We start from the raw sequence: 18187 nt of genomic DNA, 5'->3' as shown, positions 1-18187 counted from the left end.
TGGGCTCCCAGCAGTGCGAACAGGCTCGCGATCGTACCGGGAGAGCGGCTGGGCGGTCACCCGTGGTAGGCCAGGTTGACCACCAGCGCGGCCAGCACGGTGACGAAGAAGACCGCCCATCCGACGAGTTTGCGTGACCCCACGCGCAGGTGCGCGATCAGCGCCCCGACGAAGTACAGCACCAGTCCCGCGGCCGCGAGCGTGCCCAGCAGCGGTACGGCGAAGCCGGCCAGCAGCCCCACCGAACCGGCGGCCAGCAGCGTGCCCAGCACGGGCAGCCAGGAGTGTGGCACCCGCTTCATGTCCGCCTGGGCCTTGGGATAGTCGTGGCCGATCAGGTAGGTGACCGCGGCGATGGCCGTGAACACCGAGGCGATGATGGTGACTGTCACGTAAGCGGCGAACATGGATCCTCCCTGCGAACGGAACAGCGCCGCGAGGCGTCGAGCGGGGTGGGTGCCCTCCGGGTCGTCCCGGAGGGCACCGCGTCATCGCAGGGTCAGAGGAACTTGTACATCTCGGCGGAGGCGGCCTCGGTGTCGGCGGCCGGCGGGGCGGTCACGGTGACCTTCTCGCCGAAGCCACTCATCTTCATGTCGGTGACGAGGTCACCGAGGCTCTTCGTGGCGACCGTGTAGGACAGGGCGGTGAGTCGGCCGTCGGCGTCGACGGTCGCCTCGAAGGGGATGGCCTTGGGGTCCTTCGCCAGCTTGGCGGTCGACTCGAGGCCCTCGCGCATGCCGCCGTCGCTGCTGGCGGCCTCGGCGGCCTTGTTCAGGTCGGCGGTGCCGCTGTAGCGGCCGGGGCTGACCTCCTGGGCGGTCACGATGCCGCCGATGAGGCCGGTCTGTGACTTCAGGTCGAACGACTGGCGCAGCGAGCTGGTCGGCCGCAGCTTCTTGAGGTCGATCTTCATCCAGGGCTTGTCGCCGTCGAGCGAGTCCGACTTGATGTAGGCGGCGTCGCCGATCAGCCGGGCCTCGATCGGCTCCGGGGCGGTGCCGGTGACGTGGATCGCCTTGGCGGCGGGGTCGACCTTGCCGCTGAGGCTGATCGACTGGCCGCCGGCCTTGACCGAGGCGTCCATGGTGACCGTGCCGGCGAGGCTGCGGTCCATGGCCTGCCGTACGGCGGCGGCCGGTTCGAGTTTGGGCGTGGTGGGGGCTGCGGCCGGGCCGGACGACCCTCCGCTGTCGCCGGACGTGGTGCCGCAGCCGCCCACCAGGGCGGCGGCGAGGGCAATCGAAAGGACAGGAATCAGTCGACGCATAGACGCGACCCTAACCAACAAGGTCCACTCCCGGGGGCCCGGCCGTGACGCTGGGTCAGTCCGCCGGCAGTTGCTCGGCGTTGGTGAGCACGCGGTCGACGAGGCCGTACTCCCGGGCCTGCTCGGCGGTGAACCAACGGTCCCGGTCCCAGTCGCGCTGGATCTCGTCGAGCGTGCGTCCACTGTGCTGGGCGATCAACTCCTGCATCGTCCGCTTGACGTGCAGCATGTTCTCCGCCTGGATGGTGATGTCAGCGGCGGTGCCGCCCATCCCGCCGGACGGCTGGTGCATCATGATCCGCGAGTGCGGCAGCGCGTACCGCTTGCCGGCGGCGCCGGCGCAGAGCAGGAACTGTCCCATCGAGCCGGCGAAGCCGAGCGCCAACGTGGCGACGTCGTTGCGGACGTAGCGCATCGTGTCGTAGACCGCCATTCCCGCGCTCACCGAGCCGCCCGGCGAGTTGATGTAGAGGTAGATGTCCCGGTCGGCGTCCTCGGCCGCGAGCAGCAGGATCTGCGCGCAGATCTGGTTGGCCGACTCGTCGGTCACCTCGGTGCCGAGGAAGACGATCCGCTCCCGCAGCAGCCGTTCGAATACCTGGTCGCCGAAGGTCGGCTGGCCGCCGTCCAGCATCCGCACGCCGTCGTACCCGATCATCGGTCGCCACCTTCCGCCGTGCCGGCGGGCGGCGGGACCGCCCGGGGGACCGGCCCTTCCAGCGTGCGCGCGGCGCCGGTCGCGGCCCAGGGATTCTGCCGGCGGCAGATCGGCCCAGGGCAGAACCGGGCCGGCCTACACCCGGGTCAGCCGCCGCCGGCCCGCCCGGGCCCGGCGGCAGGCCAGCATCTTGGAGGTACGCGGACCGGGGCGCCCGGCCGGCGCGGAGGCGATCAGCCGAACCCGCAGCCCCGATCCTGGAACGGTCGACCCGAGGGGCGTGGCTGGACCGCCGACGTGCAGGATCGGCCCGCCCAGCCGCAGCACCGGCCCGGCCGTCTGCCAGACGGGAGCCGGGGTGGCCGCCGCGGGCGGGGTAGCCCCGTCGGGGTGGAAGCCGATCCGGAGCGCGGGGCCGGTCCCGGTGTGGGTCGATGGTGCCCGTTCCAGTCGGGCCAGGGCGGCGCGGGGCGCGGCGGGGATGCGCCGCTCGACCCGGCGCAGATCGTCGCGGGCCGCTTCGAGCAGGTCGGAGAGTTGGATGCCGAGCGCCCGGCAGATGGCCGCCAGGACCTCCGACGAGGCCTCCTTGCGCCCGCGCTCAACCTCGGACAGGTAGGGCACGGAGACCCCGGCGGCGGCGGCGACGTCGCGTAGCGTGCGGCCCTGGCTCTGGCGTAGTCGGCGCAACACTCCGCCGATGACTCGTCGCAGCAACGACATGCCGGCCTCACTTTCGCGGTCGTCGTCGGGAACACCCTCATCATGCCTGTCCCCGGCCGGCGGGGCCGACCCGTGCGCGACCGCGACCGGTTGTCCCCGAGCGACCCGGACGTGCGAACCGCGGGGTACCCGCTATGTTGTGGGCGTGCAGGCGACGGCGGGGGAGCAGGTTCGACGGTGATCCATTTTCCCGCGCAGCGTCGGGGCCCGCTGAGTGCGCTGAGTCTGCGGCTCGCGGCGGCCCTGGGGTTGGTCTTCGCCGTGGTGGCGGCGGTCTATCTGGACCGGGACGGCTACCGCGACGTCAACGAGGACGGCCTCACCCTGCTCGACTGCTTCTACTACGCGGTGGTCTCGCTCTCCACCACCGGCTACGGGGACATCACCCCGGCCGCACCGTCAGCCCGGCTGGTCAACGTCCTGTTCGTCACCCCGGCCCGGGTGCTCTTCCTGATCATCCTGGTCGGCACCACCCTGGAAGTCCTGACCGAGCAGTACCGGACCGGCCGTCGCCTGTCGCGGTGGAGGAGAACCGTGAAGGACCACGTCATCATCTGCGGGTACGGCACCAAGGGGCGCAGCGCGGTAAACGCGCTGATGGAGAACGGCCTCGACCGGTCGAGGATCGTGGTGGTGGAGCGCAGCAGCGCCGCCCTGCGGCAGGCCACCTCGGCGGGGTTGGTGGCGATCGAGGGGTCCGCGACCCGTTCGTCGGTGTTGAACGAGGCCCACGTCAAGCACGCCAAGGCGGTGATCATCGCGACCGACAGCGACGATGCCTCGGTGCTGGTGGCGTTGACCGTTCGGCAGCTCACCGCCGGGCAGGTCCGGATCATCGCGGCGGCCCGCGAGGCGGAGAACGCCCCGCTGCTCAAGCAGAGCGGCGCGCACCACGTGATCGTCTCCTCGGCTACCGCCGGCCGGCTGCTCGGTCTCTCGACCTCGGCGCCGCCGCTGATCGACGTGGTGGAGGACCTGCTCACTCCGGGGCAGGGGATGGCATTGGCGATGCGCTCGGCGGAGCGGGACGAGGTGGGTCGTTCACCGCGCGAGCTGGACTCACTGGTGATCGCCCTGGTCCGGCGGGGCAAGGTGGTCACCCTGTCCGACAAGGCCGGCGCGGTGATCGAGACCGGTGACATGCTGGTACACGTCCGCGACGACCGCCCGCAGTCCACGGCCACGGTCTGACCCCCGCACGTCAGCAGGCGTCCGCGTCCATCTCGCTGAGGGCTCCGGTGCAGGCGATCGGTGTCGTGGTGGCCGCCCGCCGCAGCAGGTTGTAGAGCATCTCCCGCTCGGCCGGCTCGAGCGCTCCCAACACCTCGTCCTCGGCGCCCGCGAGGGCGCATTCGGCCTCTTTGAGGCGTTTTGCCCCGTCTTCGGTGAGTTCGACGACGTGCCGTCGACGGTCCTGGGGTGAGCGCCGCCGCTCGACGAGTTCCTTCGCCTCAAGGTCGTTGAGCAGCCCCACCACGTTGGTGCTGTCCATCTCGAGGGTGCTCGCGAGCGCCTGCTGGCTGATGCCGCCACCCGCGCGCAGCACGGTGAGCGCGACCAGGTGTCGCGGTCGTAGCCCCAGTGGCGCGAGCACCGACTCCGCCCGCAGGCGCATCCGCCGCGCCAGGTGGTCCAGCAGGGCGCCCGAGCGGTGCTCCGAGGGATCCAGCGGCAGGGCGGACATGTGACCCAGTCTACCGGCGCAGCGGAACATCTGCCTGCTATAAATAGTTGGCGCTACACAGACGATCCTTGGAGGAGGAATCATGAACCTGCTGCATATCGATTCGAGCATCCGGGGTGACTGGTCGGTCAGCCGGCAACTCACCGCCCGGGCCGCCGCGGCCTGGCGTGCCGCGCACCCCGACGGCACCGTGACCTACCGCGATCTGGGCGCCGAACCGCTGCCGCACCTGGACTCCGCCGGCGGGCTCGCGCGGATGACACCGCCGGACCAGCACACCCCCGCCCAGCGCGCGTCGTGGGAGCTCAGCCTGCGCGTCGTCGACGAGGTGAAGCAGGCCGACGTGGTCCTGCTCGGGCTGCCGCTCTACAACTACGGCGTGCCGAGCAGCGTCAAGTCCTGGGTCGACCACCTGATCGTCGCCGGCCTCACGTACGACCCGGACACGCAGGAGGGCCTGCTCAACGGTCGTGAGTTCGTGGTGGTGGCCACCCGGGGCGGTGGCTACGGCGAGGGCACCCCACGGCACGGCTGGGACCATGCGGAGCAGTGGCTCCCGCACGGTCTGTCGATGACCGGCCTGGAGCCGCGCTTCATCAGCACGGAACTGACCCTGGCGCCCACGGTGCCGGCGATGGCCGAGCTGATCCCGCTGCACGAGGCCAGCCGCACGGCGGCCGAGAAGGAGATCGACAACCTGTGGACGCCGGCCTCGGCGCAGCGCTGAGAGGGCACCTGACACAACGAGAGCGGCCGCCCCGGATCGGGACGGCCGCTCTCGTTTCAGGTCGTACGGGTCAGATGATCGTCCAGGTGTCGCCACTGCCCAGCAGGCCGGCGAGCTGCTGCTCGGGCGTCTCGGTGACCTTCGCCTTCGCCGTGGTCAACTGCTCCTGCACCACGCTGTCGTAGGACGGCCGCTCGACGGAACGGAACACCCCGATCGGCGTGTTGCGCAGGTCCAGACCGGGCAGCCGGGACAGCGCGAACGCGTACGCCGGGTCGGTCACCGTCGCGTCGTGCACGACGATCTCCTCGGGGCGTACGGAGCTGGTCTCTCGGACCTCCAGGCCGAACGCGCCCGGCGGGTGCACCACGCAGAACCGACCGTCCGCCCCGAAGGTGATCGGCTGGCCGTGCTCCAGGCGGATCAGGTAGTCGTCCCGGGTGGACGGGTCCTTGAGCTGCTCGAACGCCCCGTCGTTGAAGATGTTGCAGTTCTGGTAGATCTCCACGAACGCCGAGCCCTGGTGCTCGGCGGCGGCCCGCAGCACCGACTGGAGGTGCTTGCGGTCCGAGTCGATGGTGCGGCCCACGAAGCTGGCCTCCGCGCCCAGGGCGAGCGAGAGCGGGTTGAACGGCGCGTCCGCCGAACCGGCCGGCGTCGACTTGGTGATCTTGCCGACCTCGGACGTGGGCGAGTACTGCCCCTTGGTCAACCCGTAGATCCGGTTGTTGAACAGCAGGATCTTGAGGTTGACGTTGCGGCGCAGCGCGTGGATCAGGTGGTTGCCACCGATGGAGAGCGCGTCGCCGTCGCCGGTGACCACCCAGACCGACAGGTCCGGCCGGGACACCGACAGGCCGGTCGCGATCGCCGGGGCCCGACCGTGGATCGAGTGCATTCCGTACGTGTTCATGTAGTACGGGAAGCGCGACGAGCAGCCGATCCCGGAGACGAACACGGTCCGCTCGCGGGGGATGTTCAGCTCCGGCATGAACTGCTGGATGGCCGCCAGGATGGCGTAGTCACCGCAGCCGGGGCACCAGCGCACCTCCTGGTCGGACTTGAAGTCCTTGGCGGTGAGCTTGAGGGCGACGGGCTCAGACATTCTTCAGGACCTCTTCCAGCGTCGTCTCCAGCTCGGCGGCCGTGAACGGCAGGCCGCGGACCTGGTTGTAGCTGATCGCGTCGACCAGGTAGCGGGCCCGGATGACATGGGCGAGCTGGCCCAGGTTCATCTCCGGGATGACCACCCTGTCGTAGGAGCGGAGCACCTCGCCGAGGTTCGCCGGCATCGGGGCCAGGTGCCGCAGGTGCGCCTGGGCGATGGACAGGCCGCGCTGGCGGACGCCGCGGCAGGCGGCACCGATCGGCCCGTACGTCGAGCCCCAGCCGAGCACCAGCACCCGGGCGTCGCCGTCCGGGTCCTCCACCTCGATGTCCGGCACCGGGATCGTCTCGATCCGGGCCGCCCGGGTGCGGACCATGAAGTCGTGGTTCGCCGGGTCGTACGAGATGTCACCGGTCTTGTCGGCCTTCTCCAGACCGCCGATCCGGTGCTCCAACCCGGGGGTGCCGGGGATGGCCCACGGGCGGGCCAGGGTCTCCGGATCGCGCAGGTAGGGCAGGAAGGTGGTGCCGTCCTCGCCGTTCGGCGCGGTGGCGAAATCGACGCGCAGGTCGGGCAGCGAATCCACGTCGGGCAACAGCCACGGCTCGGAGCCGTTCGCCACGTAGTTGTCCGACAACAGGATCACCGGCGTGCGGTAGGTCAGCGCGATCCGGGCCGCCTCCAGCGCGGCGAAGAAGCAGTCCGACGGCGACCGGGGCGCGATCACCGCGACCGGTGCCTCGCCGTGCCGGCCGTACAGCGCCATGTTCAGGTCGGCCTGCTCGGTCTTGGTCGGCATGCCGGTCGACGGGCCGGCCCGCTGCACGTCGACGATCACCAGCGGCAGCTCCAGCGCCACCGCGAGCGAGATCGTCTCGCTCTTGAGCGCGACACCCGGGCCGCTGGTGGTGGTCACGCCGAGCGAACCGCCGTACGACGCGCCCAGCGCCGCGCCGACCGCCGCGATCTCGTCCTCGGCCTGCATGGTCAGTACGCCGAAGCGCTTGTGCTTGCTCAGCTCGTGCAGGATGTCCGAGGCCGGCGTGATCGGGTACGCGCCGAGGAAGACCGGCAGCCCCGAGCGGACGCCGGCAGCGACCAGCCCCAGCGACAGCGCCGCGTTGCCGGTGATGTTGCGGTAGGTGCCGGGCTGCATCTTCGCCGGCTTGACCTCGTAGCGGACCGCGAAGTCCTCGGTGGTCTCGCCGAAGTTCCAGCCGGCCTTGAAGGCGGCGACGTTCGCGGCGACCAACTCCGGGCGGGCCGCGAACTTACGCTCCAGGAAGCGCAGGGTCGACTCGTACGGCCGGGAATACATCCAGGAGAGCAGGCCGAGGGCGAACATGTTCTTGGACCGCTCGGCGTCCTTCTTGGACACCTGGTGCTCGGCCAGCGCGCCGACCGTCATCGAGGTCAGCGCCACCGGGTGCACGACGTAGCCGGCCAGCGAGTCGTCGTCCAGCGGGCTGCTCTGGTAGCCCACCTTGGCCAGGTTGCGCTTGGTGAACTCGTCGGTGTTGACGATGATGTCCGCGCCGCGCGGCAGGTCGGCCAGGTTGGCCTTGAGCGCCGCCGGGTTCATCGCCACCAGCACGTTTGGCGCGTCACCCGGGGTGAGGATGTCGTAGTCGGCGAAGTGCACCTGGAAGCTCGACACGCCCGGCAGCGTGCCGGCGGGGGCGCGGATCTCGGCGGGGAAGTTCGGCAGCGTGGAGATGTCGTTGCCGAGCTGCGCCGTCTCGGAGGTGAACCGGTCGCCGGTCAACTGCATGCCGTCGCCGGAGTCACCGGCGAACCGGATGACCACCCGGTCGAGTTGACGGATCTGCTTGGTCACTGTGCCACCTTCGTTCGCGACTGCGGGCTCGCAAGCGCTGTCGTTCCCCACCCAGAGCCTACGTCGAACGGACCCCCGACCCTGCCCGGAGGTCCGCCGACTGAGACTGGTTCAACGCCGAAATTGCTCTGGATTGCGGGGTTTCGCACCGGCCGCCGTAATTCAGATCACCGTACGGCGACCGGCGACGACCCGGGCCGGTGGCGGTCAGGGTCGTCGATCGGTCAGTCCGCGGGCGGGGCCGTGGGTTCGGCCGTCGAGCTGCCGAACCGGCGACGCAACGAGGTGGTGGCCAGCGTGAGAGCCAGGATCACCAGCAGCGCGGAGACCGCGATCAGAATGACCGCGGTGCGCTGGACCGAGGTCATGCCGTCGTCCGTGGTGGCGCCCGCCGGGAGGACGCCCTGCGAGCCGGTCGGCGCGGGCGGCGAGACGACCGGCGTGGCCAGCGCCGCCGCCGCGGTGATCCGGAAACTCATCTGCAACCGCCGGGTCGCGCCGTTGCGGGGGTCGAGTTGGCCGACCACCGCCCCGGACAGCGGCGCCTCCCGCTGGGCCTGTGGCGTCGCCTCCACCGGTAGCCGCAGCTCCCGGGTCTCACCGGCGGACAAGGGACCCGCGTCACACCGGGTACGGGACGCGTCGAGGACCACGCAGCCCACCGGTGGCGCGGGCACGCTCACCCCGGCCGGCAGGACCACCTCCACCAGGCCGGCGGCGTCCACCGTGCCGGTGTTGCCCAGCCGTACCGCCAGGGTGCTCTGCGCGCCACTGATGTCGAACGCGACCTCGTCGGCGGCCAGCGAGATCCCGGGCACCGGCGGGCCGGGCGGGAACAGCACGGCGAAGCCCTGGTCGTCGGCCACCTCGCCGGGCATCCCGGGCACGTCCGCGACGACCCGGACGGTCCCGCTGAGCGGCATCCGCTCCCAGGCCGCGCCGGCGACCCGCAGCCGGATCAGGCTGCTGAACCGGGTGCCCGCCTCGGTGGTCCACGCCCCGCAGCGGTACGCGCCGACGCCCTCGGCGACGCAGCCGTTCGTGCCGGCGTCGGTCAGACCGGCCGGCAGGGTGTACGACAGCCGGACCCGCTGCGTGGCGGTACCGGTGTTCGCCACGGTGACCCGCAGCGTGGTGGTCGTGCTGGGCGCGTTCCAGTACGACTCCGACAGGGTGACGTCCTCGGTGGTCACCTGGACGCCGAGAGGACTCGGTGGGGGAGCCTGCGTGCCGCCCGGCGCGGGCGGGTTGACCGGTGGGATCCCAGGGGCGGGCGGCCCGAGCGTCGGCGGTCGGCTGGAGCCGCCCGGGGCGGGAGCGGTACTGGCCGGTGGCGGCGGCGCGGTCGTCGGCGGTGGGGCCGGCGGCGTGGTCTCCGGCGGCGGCGCGGTGGTCGGCGGGGGCGGGTCGGTCGGCGCGGGGTCACCGCCCGGCTCCGCGGTCGGGGTGGGCTCCTGCGCCGGCGTGGTCTCCGGGTCCGGATCGGGTTCGGGTGCCGACTCCGTCACGGCGGCTACCGGGTGGGTGCGCGGTGCCGTCGCGCCGGCGAGGGCCGGTGCTACGGCGAACGTCGCGAGCAGCCCGAGCGCGAGCGCGGTTGCCAGCAGGCGGGTGGGATGCCGCCCTGCGGCCCAGCGATCGGGCGAAACCTTCACGCGGGCCATCTGTCCTCCGGTGGCAGGGTTGGGAGTCCAATATTGTTAATAGTTGCCTCGGTGCACTAGTCCCACCTGGAAACAAATCCGTAACGTGTTGGGGACGGTCCTTCCGGGGCGGGCGGTAGGCTCCGGACGTGACCGGTTACCTGGGCTCGTACGCGACGCTCGGGCTCTTGCTGCTCGTGAGCGTCCTGTTCTTTGTGACGGCGTTCTCGGCCAACCGGGTGTTACGTCCCGCCCGTCCGGCGGACCCGTTCGGCAAGCGGGCCAGCTACGAGTGCGGGCTCGATCCGGTGGGCGCGGACTGGGCGCAGATGCAGATCCGCTACTACGTCTACGCGTACCTCTACGTGCTGTTCGCGGTCGAGGCGGTGTTCCTCTTCCCCTGGGCGGTGGTGTTCGACCGGCCCGGCTTCGGCCTGGTCACGGTGGTGGAGATGGCGATCTTCGTGGCGGTGCTGGCCCTCGGCATCCTCTACGCCTGGCGTAGAAACATCCTCCGCTGGACCTGACCGCCCCGCCACCCGGCGCCCCACCCCAGGCGCCCCCATCTGTGTTGATCATGAAGTTATTGTCCGAACACGCCGTGCGGCACGGCAATAACTTCATGATCGCCGGGGCCGGGGCCGGGGCCGGGGCCGGGGCCGGGCGGGTTAGGCCAGGCCGCGCCGCGTCGCCGTGGGCGGCCGGTCGCCGCGGATCGAGGCCACCATGTCCAGCACCCGACGGGTGGGCCCGACCTGGTGGGCCCGGAACACCCGGGCGCCCAGCCACGCGGAGACCGCCGTCGCGGCGAGCGTGCCCTCCAGGCGTTCGCCCACCGGTAGGTCGAGCGTCTCGCCGACGAAGTCCTTGTTGGAGAGCGCCACCAGCACCGGCCAACCGGTGGCGGTCAGCTCACCCAGCCGACGGGTGATCTCCAACGAGTGTCGGGTGTTCTTGCCGAAGTCGTGCGCCGGGTCGATGAGGATCCCGTCGGGGCGTACCCCCGCCGCCACCGCGCGCTCGGCGAGCCCGGTCACCGTCCCGACCACGTCGGCGACCACGTCGTCGAAGGCGGCGCGGTGCGGCCTGGTCCGGGGGGCCAGGCCGCCGGCGTGCGAGCAGACCAGCCCGGCGCCCGTGCTCGCCGCGACCCGGGCGAGCGCCGGGTCGACGCCCGACCAGGTGTCGTTCAGCAGGTCCGCGCCGGCCGCCACGGCCTCGGCCGCCACCTCGGCGCGCCAGGTGTCGATGGAGATCACCACCTCCGGGAACGCGGCCCGGACGGCGGCGATCGTGTCCACCGTGCGGCGGATCTCCTCGGTCACGTCCACCTCGGTGCCCGGGCCGGCCTTGACCCCGCCGATGTCGATGATGTCGGCGCCCTCGTCGACCGCCCGCTCGACCGCCCGCAGCGCGCTGTCCGCGGCGAAGGTGGCGCCCCGGTCGAAGAACGAGTCCGGTGTGCGGTTGACGATGGCCATCACCACCAGCTCACCCGGCGCGAACGTCCGCGCACCGAGCCGAAGTGCACCGGCCATGCCGCCTCCCGCCTCTCGCGCGCCGTCGCCGCTGCTCCGGCCGTTCCCGACGCTAGCCGGTCCGCGGCGGTGCCCGCCGGGCGGGCGTGGGCGTCGATGGCTGATCGGGGTGGTGGGGTCGCTACCGGCCGGCTGTCGTGCCACGATCAGTGCATGGGTCAGCTTCTGCTCCTCCTGGTCGTGGCGTTGACCGTCGCGGCGGTGGTTTTCGGCGTGACGGTGCTGGTCGGCGGGCGCGATCCCGGTCTCGCTCCGACCGAGCCGGATTCGCAGGCCGTGCCGCTGCCGGGCACCCGGCCGCTGCGCGAATCCGACGTGGGCGCGGTCCGCTTCGACACCGGTCTGCGGGGCTACCGGATGGCCCAGGTCGACCAGGCGATGCGCCGCGCCGCCTACGACATCGGCTACAAGTCCGAACTGATCGGCGTGTTGGAGGCGGAGGTCATCGCACTGCGCGAGGGCCGGACCGACGACGCGGAGGCGCTGCGCCGGGCGCGGGAGCAGGCTGCCGCCTCGAAGACCACCGCCGACGTCGACGCGACCACCCCGTCCGACGACGAGGCGGCTTCGGTCGGCGGCGGCTCGCTCCCGGCCGCCACCTCCTCGTCGGCGGACGCCGACGGCGTGGCTCCGGCCACCGACGACGGAGCGCCGGCCGACGACGAGACGGCTCCGGTCGGTGCCGGCTCGCTTCCGGCCGCCACCTCCTCGTCGGCGGACGCCGACGGCGTCGCGCCGGCCACCGACGACGCGGGCGTCGGTACGCCCGCCGACGACGCCGCGACCGAGGCGACCCGGGGTGTCGGACAGCAGGGCGCGGTGGTCCGGTCGGAGTCGGCGTGACCGGCCCGGAGGGTGCCGACGCCCTCCGGGAGGCGGCCCAACCGGGCGCCGGTGAGGTGACCGCCACGGTCATCGTCAACGCGCCGGCGGCCCGGGTCTTCGCCGCGCTGCTCGCCTGGGAGCGACAGTCGGACTGGATCCCGTTCACCCAGGTCCGGGTCGTCGAGGGCGACGGGCGCGAGGGCAGCCGGATCGAGGCGGTGACCGCGCTCGGCCGGGCGACGCTACGCGACGAGATGCTGGTGGTCCGGGTGGACGAGCCGTACGAGATCGGCGTGGTGCACCACGGCCAGGTGCTGCGCGGCCCGGGCGTGCTGCGCTGCACCGAACTCGGCCAGGCCCGCACCCAGGTCGTCTGGCACGAATGGTTCCACCTGCCCGGCGGCCGGGCCGGACGGCTGGCGTGGCCGGTGCTCTGGCCCGGTTCCAAGCTGGGCCTCACCCAGGCATTGAAGAGGTTCGCGCGCCTGGTCGAGCAGGGCCGACTGCCCTGACGGCGCTGTCGCCCGGCTGAGCCCGGCTGTCGGTGCGATGGCCTAGCGTGTGCGACGTGAGTGACCTGGTGATCGGCGCGGACGGGCTGGCCCGTTGCGCCTGGGGGGCGAGCACCCCCGACTACGCCGTCTACCACGACACCGAGTGGGGGCGGCCGCTGCACGGCGACGACGCGCTCTACGAGCGGATGACCCTGGAGGCGTTCCAGTCCGGTCTGTCGTGGCTGACCATCCTGCGCAAGCGGCCGGCGTTCCGGCTGGCCTTCGACGAGTTCCACATCCCCACCGTCGCCGGCTACGGCGACAGCGACGTGACCCGGCTGCTCGCCGACGCCGGCATCGTCCGCAACCGGGCCAAGATCGAGGCGGCGATCGCCAACGCCCGCGCCGCCCTCGAACTGCCCGACGGGCTGTCCGCGCTGCTCTGGTCGTTCGCGCCGGAGCGGCGGCCGGCCCGTCCCGCCTCGTTCTCCGAGCTGGCGCCGATCACCGCCGAGTCGACGGCGATGGCCAAGGCGCTCAAGAAGCGCGGCTTCCGGTTCGTCGGCCCCACCACCGCGTACGCCCTCATGCAGGCCACCGGGATGGTCGACGATCACATCGTCGGCTGTCACGTCACCAGCGCACTGCCGGCGTGATGGGATGGCAGGCATGACGACCGAGACCGCGTACCGGGCCGACGGGGCCGGCCAGGCAGACGGGCCGGGCACCTGGGCGGTGCTGCTGCCCGCCGAGCGTTACGAGGCCGAGCGGCTCGTGCACCACGACGCGCTGCGGCTGACCGGCCTGACCGACGTCGGCCGGCCGGCGCCCGGTGACCGGGTGGCGGTGCTGGCCGACGCCCCGCCGCGCCTGGTGGCCCTGGGCCGGGTCAGCGCCCCGGCGCAGCGGCACCGGGAGGACCCGGACGACCCGCAGTCCCCGGTCGAGCCGGAGACGCTCGTCGTGACGTACACCCGGCGGGCCTTCGACGAGCCGGTGCCGGCCGACCTGCTCACCCTCGACGGGCCGGTCAGCGCGTTGGACCCGGCGACCTTCCGGGCGTTGGCCGACCAGCTCGGTCCGCCCCCGGCGCGGCGCACCTGGCTGGTCAGCCTGGACCTGCCGATCGAGGCCGGCACGCCGGCCGAGGCGGTACGCCTCTTCTGGTCGTACGTGCAGGAGCTGGGGCCGCGTGAGCTGCCCGCGTTCGTCTCGCCGTCCGGTGACGAACTGGCCATGCAGGCGTTCGTGCTCGGCGCGGAGGCCAACCAGGACCCGGAAGAGGACGACTAGGGTCTAGAAGAGTTTGTCGAGGCGTCCCCGCCAGTCGGCGAGCACCGGGCCCGGGTCGGTGTCCAGCACCCGTTCCAGCAGCGTGGCGTAGACGTCCCGGAAGTCGGTGGTGTACTTCAGGTCCCCGTCGTCCAGGTCGGTGAGGCTGGGCGCGTCCCCGTGCCAGCCGCCACGCACCCCCGCGCCGAGCAGCAGCATGTCCGAGGCGGTGCCATGGTCGGTGCCGTCGGAGGCGTTCGCCCGGACCCGACGGCCGAACTCGGAGTAGACGGCCACCACCACCTTGCGGCCCGCCTCGGTGCGGCTCATCCGGTCGGCGAACCCGGTCAACGCCCGGTCGAGCTGGCTGAGCAGGACGGCCTGCAACTGCTTCTCGTCGGCGTGCGTGTCGAAGCCGCCCAGCGAGACCGAGAAGACCCGGGTGGACACCCCGGCCTCCACGCACTGCGCGACCAGGTCCAGTTGCGCGTCCAACGGCGTACGCGCCCCGCCGGTGGCGGTCGCCGGCGTCTGGTCGCCGTCCGGGTCGGCCGTGTCCGGGTCGGCGGAGTCGCGGACCTCGCGGATCATCTCGTCCACCGAGCGCATGTCGGCGAAGCAGGCGGCGGCGCGGGCGCGGGCCGGCGACTCGCCCGCCTCGGCGGCGGCGAACGCCTCCAACGCCTGGGCGGGCAGACCCTTGGTGGCCCTGCGGTCGGTCACCGGTACGGCCGCGCCCGCGCTCCGCTCGCCGGCCAGCAGCGGCGGCAGCGCCGGCTCGAAAGAGACCGCCAGCCGGGGGTCGCCACCCGCCCGGTCCAGCCAGCGACCGAGCCAGCCGGTGGTACCCGGCCGGTCCGGTTGCGCCGTGTGCCAGATGTCCATCGACCGGAAGTGGCTGCGGTCCGGCTTCGGGTAGCCGACCCCGCGCACGATCGCCAGCCCGCCGGTGGACCAGCGCTGGTGCAGGCCCGCCATCGCCGGGTTGAGGGCGAAGTCGTCGTCGAGGCGGCGCACCTCGCCGTCGGGGTACGCCAGCTCGGGGCGGGCCGCCCGGTAGGCCGGGTCGCCGTACGGGATGACGGTGTTCAGGCCGTCGTTACCGCCGTAGAGGGTGACCAGCACCAGCGTCTGCGACTGCGGGTCCCGGTCCCCGGCGGTGTCCAGCAGGTCGCGCAGGCCGTACGCGCCGGCGCCGGCGGCGAGCGCACCCGCGCCGACCACCCCGCTGGTGAGCAGGAACCTGCGTCGGGTCAGGGTGTCCATCTTCTCGACTCCTCCGCTCAGCTGACGGTGTACTCGGGACTGACCAGGCCGGCTGCCAGCAGCTTGCGGGGTTCGCCGGCCAGCGGGGTGAGGGCGGCCCGGGTACGGGCGCCCCAGCCGTCGACGACCAGCAGCCGGGCCAGGGCGTCGGCCCGGCCGGCGACGGGCGCGGCGGTCAGCCGGGCCAGCACCGTCGGGCTGGTCGCGGTGGCGAGCGTCGCGGCCAGCCGGATGCGGGCCTGCAACGACGACGTGGTGAGCCACGCCGCGCCGGCCGGCCAACCACCCACGCTGGGCGGTCGCAGCGGCACCTGGTCCAGCGCGTTGAGCCCGCTCAGCAGTTGCTTGCGCTGCTGCTCGGGCATCGTCCGGGGGCGGATGCCGAGCTGTCGCAGCGCGCCAACCAGCCACTCCACCGGCTGCTTGACCAGGGTGCCGCGGGTCTGGGCGAAGGCCGGCGACGAGAACAGCGCCCGCAGGGTGGCGACGGTGTCCGCGCCCGCCAGGCCGTCCGGCGCGGGGACGTCGGCGCCGGCGTAGCGGAACCAGAGCCGGCGGGCCACGAACGTCGCCGCCGCCGGCTGGGCGGTCAGCAGTCCGGCGTACGCCTCGGCGTCGAAGCGGCCGGTCTGCCCGAGGATGGTCTTCTCCCCGGGGTCGTGCCGTCTGGGCTCGAAGCGGGCGGTCCCGGTCCGCCGGTCGACCGTCCAGCCGGTGAGCGCCCGCGCGCCGGCCTTCACGTCGGCCTCGGTGTAGCCGCCGATGCCGAGGGTGAACAGCTCCATCAGCTCGCGCGCCAGGTTCTCGTTCGGCGCCTTACGGGTGTTCTTCTGCCCGTCCAGCCAGAGGATCAGTGCCGGGTCGCGCACCATGGAGGCGACCAGCGGGGCCAGCGGTCCGCGCCCGTGCCGGCGCAGCGTCTCCAACTGGCCGAGCATCATCCGCGCCGACTTGACCTTCTGAGCGCTCGTCGCCCAGTGCCCGTGCCAGAAGAAGAGCAGCTTCTCGGTCAGCCCGTCCTCGGCGGCGACCATCCGGTCCAGCCACCAGTGGGTGACCTGCGAAAGCTGCTCCTTGCGCTGGGCGTTGGCCTGCTGCCGTTGCTCGCGGGTGGAGTCCTTGGTCAGTGCGGCGTACGGGTCGGCGGGCAGGGCCGGCGGTGGGGTGGCCGCCGCACCCTTGTCGGCCCGTCCCGGGGTGAGCAGCTTGTCCAGGGTCGCCGCCGCGCCGGCCCGCTCGGCCGCGTCCACCTCGTCGGCGGTCGGCCCGAAGGTGGCCCGGCGCAGCAGGTGCGCCACGGCTTCACGATCGCTCATGGGGGCCGACGCTAGGCGGCCCGCGTACGAGGACGGTAAAGACGCGGTGCGAATCGCGTTCAGTGTCCCTCGAAGACCGGTTTCTGCTTCGCGACGAACGCGAGGGTGGCCGCCTTGTGGTCGACGGTGGCGCCGCAGATCGCCTGGGCCTGGGCCTCGGCCGAGAGCGCGTCGGCGAGCGTGCCGGCATCGGCGATGGAGAGCTGCCGCTTGATCGCCCCGTACGCGACGGTGGGGCCGGCCGCGAGGCGGGCGGCCAGTTCCTGCGCGGCCGGCAGCACCTGCTCGTCGTCGTCGGTCAGCCGGGTGAGCAGCCCGAGCCGGCAGGCCTCCTCGGCGCGGACCGGCTCGGCCAGCATCAGCAGCTCCACCGCCTTGGCGTGGCCGACCAGCCGGGGCAGCGTCCAGGACGCGCCGGTGTCGGCAGCCAGCCCGACCTTGGCGAAGGCCATCAGGAAGCTGGTGCTCGGCCCGCCGATCCGGATGTCGGCCAGGAAGGCCAGCGACGCGCCCGCCCCGGCGGCCATCCCGCGCACCGCGGCCACCACCGGCTTGGGCAGGTTGGCCAGCCGGGCGGCGATCGGGTTGTAGTGCACCCGGACGGTGCCCAGCGGGTCCGTCGAGCCGTTCTCCAGGGTCGACACGTGCTCGCGCAGGTCCTGCCCGGCGCTGAACGACCCGCCCGCCCCGGCGAGCACGACCGCCCGGCAGGACCGGTCGGTCTCCAGCTCCGCCAGGGTGTCCCGCAGCGCCTCCTTCAACGCGACGTCGAGCGCGTTCATCGCCTGCGGCCGGTTGAGCGTGAGGGTGACGACGGCGTCGGTCCGGTCGACGAGCAACGGCTCGGTCACTGTGTCTAACGACCCTTCTGTCGAACGATGCGGTTGCCGGCGTCGAGGCACTGCTCGACGTACCGGTCGGCGGCCGGACGCAGGCGGGCCGCGTGCCGGTCGAAGAAACTGGCCGCGGCGGTGCCGGGCCAGCGCTCGGGCAGCAGCGCCGGGGGCAGCTGCGGGTCCCGGAACAGGAAGGTACGCCACGCGTGCACGAGCCGGAACCGGGCCGCGTACGCCTCCTCGTCGCTGCTGCGCACGGTGACCGCGCTCAGCAGTGGGCGCTGGTCGGCGACGAACCGCTCGTACGCGCGGCCGATCTCGGCCAGGTCCCAGGCGCGACGGACGACGCCCATCGCGCCGGGGGTACCGGAGAAGTGCGACGCGGTGAACCGCTCGAACCGGATGCCGGCCTCGGCCAGCAGCAGGTCGACGTCCTCCGCGGGGCGGGTGGCGACCCAGGTCTGCTCGTCGAGGGTGCCGTAGCCGAGGAAGCTGAGGGTGGCGGCGAGTCGTTGCCGGTCCCGCCGGGAGCCCGGCGCGTCGAGGACGAGCAGATCGAACCGGCCGTCCCAGGTGACCCGGCCGGTCCGGTAGATCCGGGCCGCCGCCTCGTCGAGTCGTCGGGCGGCTTTTGGTGTGATCGAATATCCCGGTCCGGAGGCCATCCGGAGCGGGTCGAGCCAGCCTTGACGCACCATCCGGGACACGGCGGTGCGAACGGCGGGCGGCGCGATTCCCAACGGCGCCAGTAGCTTGACCAGGGCGGCGACCGGTGCGCGGCCACCCCTCGGCCGGAGGTGGTCGCCGTACAGGTCGAAGAGTGCCGACCGTGCCTGCATGACCGCACATTGTGACAGGCCTTCTCAAGATAAGCTAGATGCTGTTACATCAATGCTGCTCCGGTTTGGGTCCGGCGGTGTTCATCAGGGAAAATCGTCTGTCGACACCCCCGTGAGCGTTGCGGGTGGTCGTGACGAAGTGGCTGTGGGG

20 protein-coding genes are annotated in these 18187 nt (G+C 72.5%); 7 read left to right on the top strand and 13 right to left on the bottom strand.

What is annotated here, in order from left to right:
* Positions 1 to 56: 56 nt before the first annotated feature.
* The 4 genes from AC3EN4_RS00995 to AC3EN4_RS00980 form a co-directional block, all read right to left on the bottom strand.
* Positions 57 to 407 (bottom strand): DoxX family protein, encoded by a 351-nt coding sequence (locus AC3EN4_RS00995; RefSeq protein ID WP_435204071.1) that lies wholly within the window; start codon positions 405 to 407, stop codon positions 57 to 59.
* Between the two features lie 92 nt (positions 408 to 499).
* A complete protein-coding gene (locus tag AC3EN4_RS00990) occupies positions 500 to 1270 on the bottom strand; it encodes a hypothetical protein (RefSeq protein ID WP_422738140.1) in 771 nt (256 codons plus the stop codon).
* Between the two features lie 55 nt (positions 1271 to 1325).
* On the bottom strand, positions 1326 to 1928 hold the full coding sequence (locus AC3EN4_RS00985) for a ClpP family protease (RefSeq protein ID WP_435204070.1): 603 nt from the start codon (positions 1926 to 1928) through the stop codon (positions 1326 to 1328).
* 135 nt (positions 1929 to 2063) lie between these two features.
* Complete coding sequence (locus tag AC3EN4_RS00980) at positions 2064 to 2651, bottom strand: helix-turn-helix domain-containing protein (RefSeq protein WP_435204069.1); 588 nt, start codon at positions 2649 to 2651, stop codon at positions 2064 to 2066.
* A 177-nt stretch (positions 2652 to 2828) separates the two neighbouring features.
* On the opposite strand from AC3EN4_RS00980, the gene AC3EN4_RS00975 reads away from it, so the two are divergent.
* On the top strand, positions 2829 to 3842 hold the full coding sequence (locus AC3EN4_RS00975; protein WP_435204068.1) for a potassium channel family protein: 1014 nt from the start codon (positions 2829 to 2831) through the stop codon (positions 3840 to 3842).
* A gap of 10 nt (positions 3843 to 3852) precedes the next feature.
* Here the strand turns inward: AC3EN4_RS00975 and AC3EN4_RS00970 are convergent, their stop codons facing one another.
* A complete protein-coding gene (locus AC3EN4_RS00970; RefSeq protein WP_435204067.1) occupies positions 3853 to 4335 on the bottom strand; it encodes a MarR family winged helix-turn-helix transcriptional regulator in 483 nt (160 codons plus the stop codon).
* Positions 4336 to 4417: 82 nt separating this feature from the next.
* On the opposite strand from AC3EN4_RS00970, the gene AC3EN4_RS00965 reads away from it, so the two are divergent.
* A complete protein-coding gene (locus tag AC3EN4_RS00965; RefSeq protein WP_435204066.1) occupies positions 4418 to 5062 on the top strand; it encodes an FMN-dependent NADH-azoreductase in 645 nt (214 codons plus the stop codon).
* Positions 5063 to 5132: 70 nt separating this feature from the next.
* On the opposite strand, the gene AC3EN4_RS00960 is transcribed toward AC3EN4_RS00965, so the two are convergent.
* The 3 genes from AC3EN4_RS00960 to AC3EN4_RS00950 form a co-directional block, all read right to left on the bottom strand.
* Positions 5133 to 6167 carry a 2-oxoacid:ferredoxin oxidoreductase subunit beta gene (locus AC3EN4_RS00960; RefSeq protein ID WP_435204065.1) on the bottom strand — a complete coding sequence of 345 codons (1035 nt, stop codon included), beginning with the start codon at positions 6165 to 6167 and terminating at the stop codon, positions 5133 to 5135.
* Positions 6160 to 8007: a 2-oxoacid:acceptor oxidoreductase subunit alpha gene (locus tag AC3EN4_RS00955; RefSeq protein ID WP_435204064.1), complete on the bottom strand. Its 1848-nt coding sequence runs from the start codon at positions 8005 to 8007 to the stop codon at positions 6160 to 6162. Before AC3EN4_RS00955 ends, AC3EN4_RS00960 begins: the two co-directional genes overlap by 8 nt.
* 224 nt (positions 8008 to 8231) lie before the next feature.
* Positions 8232 to 9671, bottom strand: coding sequence for a hypothetical protein (locus AC3EN4_RS00950; protein ID WP_435204063.1), 1440 nt, complete (start codon positions 9669 to 9671; stop codon positions 8232 to 8234).
* A gap of 128 nt (positions 9672 to 9799) precedes the next feature.
* On the opposite strand from AC3EN4_RS00950, the gene ndhC reads away from it, so the two are divergent.
* Entirely contained in the window at positions 9800 to 10177 is a 378-nt protein-coding gene (ndhC, locus tag AC3EN4_RS00945) for an NADH-quinone oxidoreductase subunit A (protein WP_421474373.1), read from the top strand.
* Between the two features lie 141 nt (positions 10178 to 10318).
* Here the strand turns inward: ndhC and folP are convergent, their stop codons facing one another.
* The gene (folP, locus tag AC3EN4_RS00940; protein WP_435204062.1) at positions 10319 to 11188 is read right to left on the bottom strand and encodes a dihydropteroate synthase; all 870 of its coding nucleotides are present in this window, start codon (positions 11186 to 11188) and stop codon (positions 10319 to 10321) included.
* A gap of 153 nt (positions 11189 to 11341) precedes the next feature.
* Between folP and AC3EN4_RS00935 the strand changes: the two genes are divergently transcribed.
* Genes AC3EN4_RS00935 through AC3EN4_RS00920 form a run of 4 tightly spaced genes read left to right on the top strand, consistent with a single transcriptional unit; the run spans position 11342 to position 13800 of the window.
* Complete coding sequence (locus AC3EN4_RS00935; RefSeq protein ID WP_435204061.1) at positions 11342 to 12031, top strand: DivIVA domain-containing protein; 690 nt, start codon at positions 11342 to 11344, stop codon at positions 12029 to 12031.
* Positions 12028 to 12525: an SRPBCC family protein gene (locus AC3EN4_RS00930; protein ID WP_422738151.1), complete on the top strand. Its 498-nt coding sequence runs from the start codon at positions 12028 to 12030 to the stop codon at positions 12523 to 12525. Before AC3EN4_RS00935 ends, AC3EN4_RS00930 begins: the two co-directional genes overlap by 4 nt.
* 56 nt (positions 12526 to 12581) lie before the next feature.
* Positions 12582 to 13163, top strand: coding sequence for a DNA-3-methyladenine glycosylase I (locus AC3EN4_RS00925; protein ID WP_435204060.1), 582 nt, complete (start codon positions 12582 to 12584; stop codon positions 13161 to 13163).
* Positions 13164 to 13176: 13 nt separating this feature from the next.
* Complete coding sequence (locus AC3EN4_RS00920; RefSeq protein ID WP_435204059.1) at positions 13177 to 13800, top strand: hypothetical protein; 624 nt, start codon at positions 13177 to 13179, stop codon at positions 13798 to 13800.
* 3 nt (positions 13801 to 13803) lie between these two features.
* Here AC3EN4_RS00920 and AC3EN4_RS00915 read toward each other — a convergent pair whose 3' ends face one another.
* From AC3EN4_RS00915 to AC3EN4_RS00900, 4 genes are read right to left on the bottom strand one after another with little or no spacing between them, the layout of a single operon-like run.
* Positions 13804 to 15045 carry a DUF1501 domain-containing protein gene (locus AC3EN4_RS00915; RefSeq protein ID WP_435204058.1) on the bottom strand — a complete coding sequence of 414 codons (1242 nt, stop codon included), beginning with the start codon at positions 15043 to 15045 and terminating at the stop codon, positions 13804 to 13806.
* Between the two features lie 17 nt (positions 15046 to 15062).
* Positions 15063 to 16361, bottom strand: a complete 1299-nt coding sequence (locus AC3EN4_RS00910) for a DUF1800 domain-containing protein (protein WP_435204057.1) — start codon at positions 16359 to 16361, stop codon at positions 15063 to 15065.
* Positions 16362 to 16420: 59 nt separating this feature from the next.
* Positions 16421 to 17212 carry an enoyl-CoA hydratase-related protein gene (locus AC3EN4_RS00905; protein WP_422738156.1) on the bottom strand — a complete coding sequence of 264 codons (792 nt, stop codon included), beginning with the start codon at positions 17210 to 17212 and terminating at the stop codon, positions 16421 to 16423.
* A gap of 5 nt (positions 17213 to 17217) precedes the next feature.
* Positions 17218 to 18036, bottom strand: a complete 819-nt coding sequence (locus tag AC3EN4_RS00900) for a PaaX family transcriptional regulator (RefSeq protein ID WP_422738157.1) — start codon at positions 18034 to 18036, stop codon at positions 17218 to 17220.
* Positions 18037 to 18187: the final 151 nt, after the last annotated feature.

The organism is Micromonospora sp. bgisy143 (assembly GCF_057708145.1).
Note: the sequence above shows the minus strand (reverse complement) of the source record. Positions and strands in the feature narration are given on the sequence as shown.

What these genes read in the sequence shown, in the direction of transcription:
- AC3EN4_RS00995 (WP_435204071.1), bottom strand. Translation starts at nt 407, where the DNA reads ATGTTCGCCGCTTACGTGACAGTCACCATCATCGCCTCGGTGTTCACG.
- AC3EN4_RS00990 (WP_422738140.1), bottom strand. Translation starts at nt 1,270, where the DNA reads ATGCGTCGACTGATTCCTGTCCTTTCGATTGCCCTCGCCGCCGCCCTG.
- AC3EN4_RS00985 (WP_435204070.1), bottom strand. Translation starts at nt 1,928, where the DNA reads ATGATCGGGTACGACGGCGTGCGGATGCTGGACGGCGGCCAGCCGACC.
- AC3EN4_RS00980 (WP_435204069.1), bottom strand. Translation starts at nt 2,651, where the DNA reads ATGTCGTTGCTGCGACGAGTCATCGGCGGAGTGTTGCGCCGACTACGC.
- AC3EN4_RS00970 (WP_435204067.1), bottom strand. Translation starts at nt 4,335, where the DNA reads ATGTCCGCCCTGCCGCTGGATCCCTCGGAGCACCGCTCGGGCGCCCTG.
- AC3EN4_RS00965 (WP_435204066.1), top strand. Translation starts at nt 4,418, where the DNA reads ATGAACCTGCTGCATATCGATTCGAGCATCCGGGGTGACTGGTCGGTC.
- AC3EN4_RS00960 (WP_435204065.1), bottom strand. Translation starts at nt 6,167, where the DNA reads ATGTCTGAGCCCGTCGCCCTCAAGCTCACCGCCAAGGACTTCAAGTCC.
- AC3EN4_RS00950 (WP_435204063.1), bottom strand. Translation starts at nt 9,671, where the DNA reads ATGGCCCGCGTGAAGGTTTCGCCCGATCGCTGGGCCGCAGGGCGGCAT.
- folP (WP_435204062.1), bottom strand. Translation starts at nt 11,188, where the DNA reads ATGGCCGGTGCACTTCGGCTCGGTGCGCGGACGTTCGCGCCGGGTGAG.
- AC3EN4_RS00935 (WP_435204061.1), top strand. Translation starts at nt 11,342, where the DNA reads ATGGGTCAGCTTCTGCTCCTCCTGGTCGTGGCGTTGACCGTCGCGGCG.
- AC3EN4_RS00920 (WP_435204059.1), top strand. Translation starts at nt 13,177, where the DNA reads ATGACGACCGAGACCGCGTACCGGGCCGACGGGGCCGGCCAGGCAGAC.
- AC3EN4_RS00915 (WP_435204058.1), bottom strand. Translation starts at nt 15,045, where the DNA reads ATGGACACCCTGACCCGACGCAGGTTCCTGCTCACCAGCGGGGTGGTC.
- AC3EN4_RS00910 (WP_435204057.1), bottom strand. Translation starts at nt 16,361, where the DNA reads ATGAGCGATCGTGAAGCCGTGGCGCACCTGCTGCGCCGGGCCACCTTC.
- AC3EN4_RS00900 (WP_422738157.1), bottom strand. Translation starts at nt 18,036, where the DNA reads ATGCAGGCACGGTCGGCACTCTTCGACCTGTACGGCGACCACCTCCGG.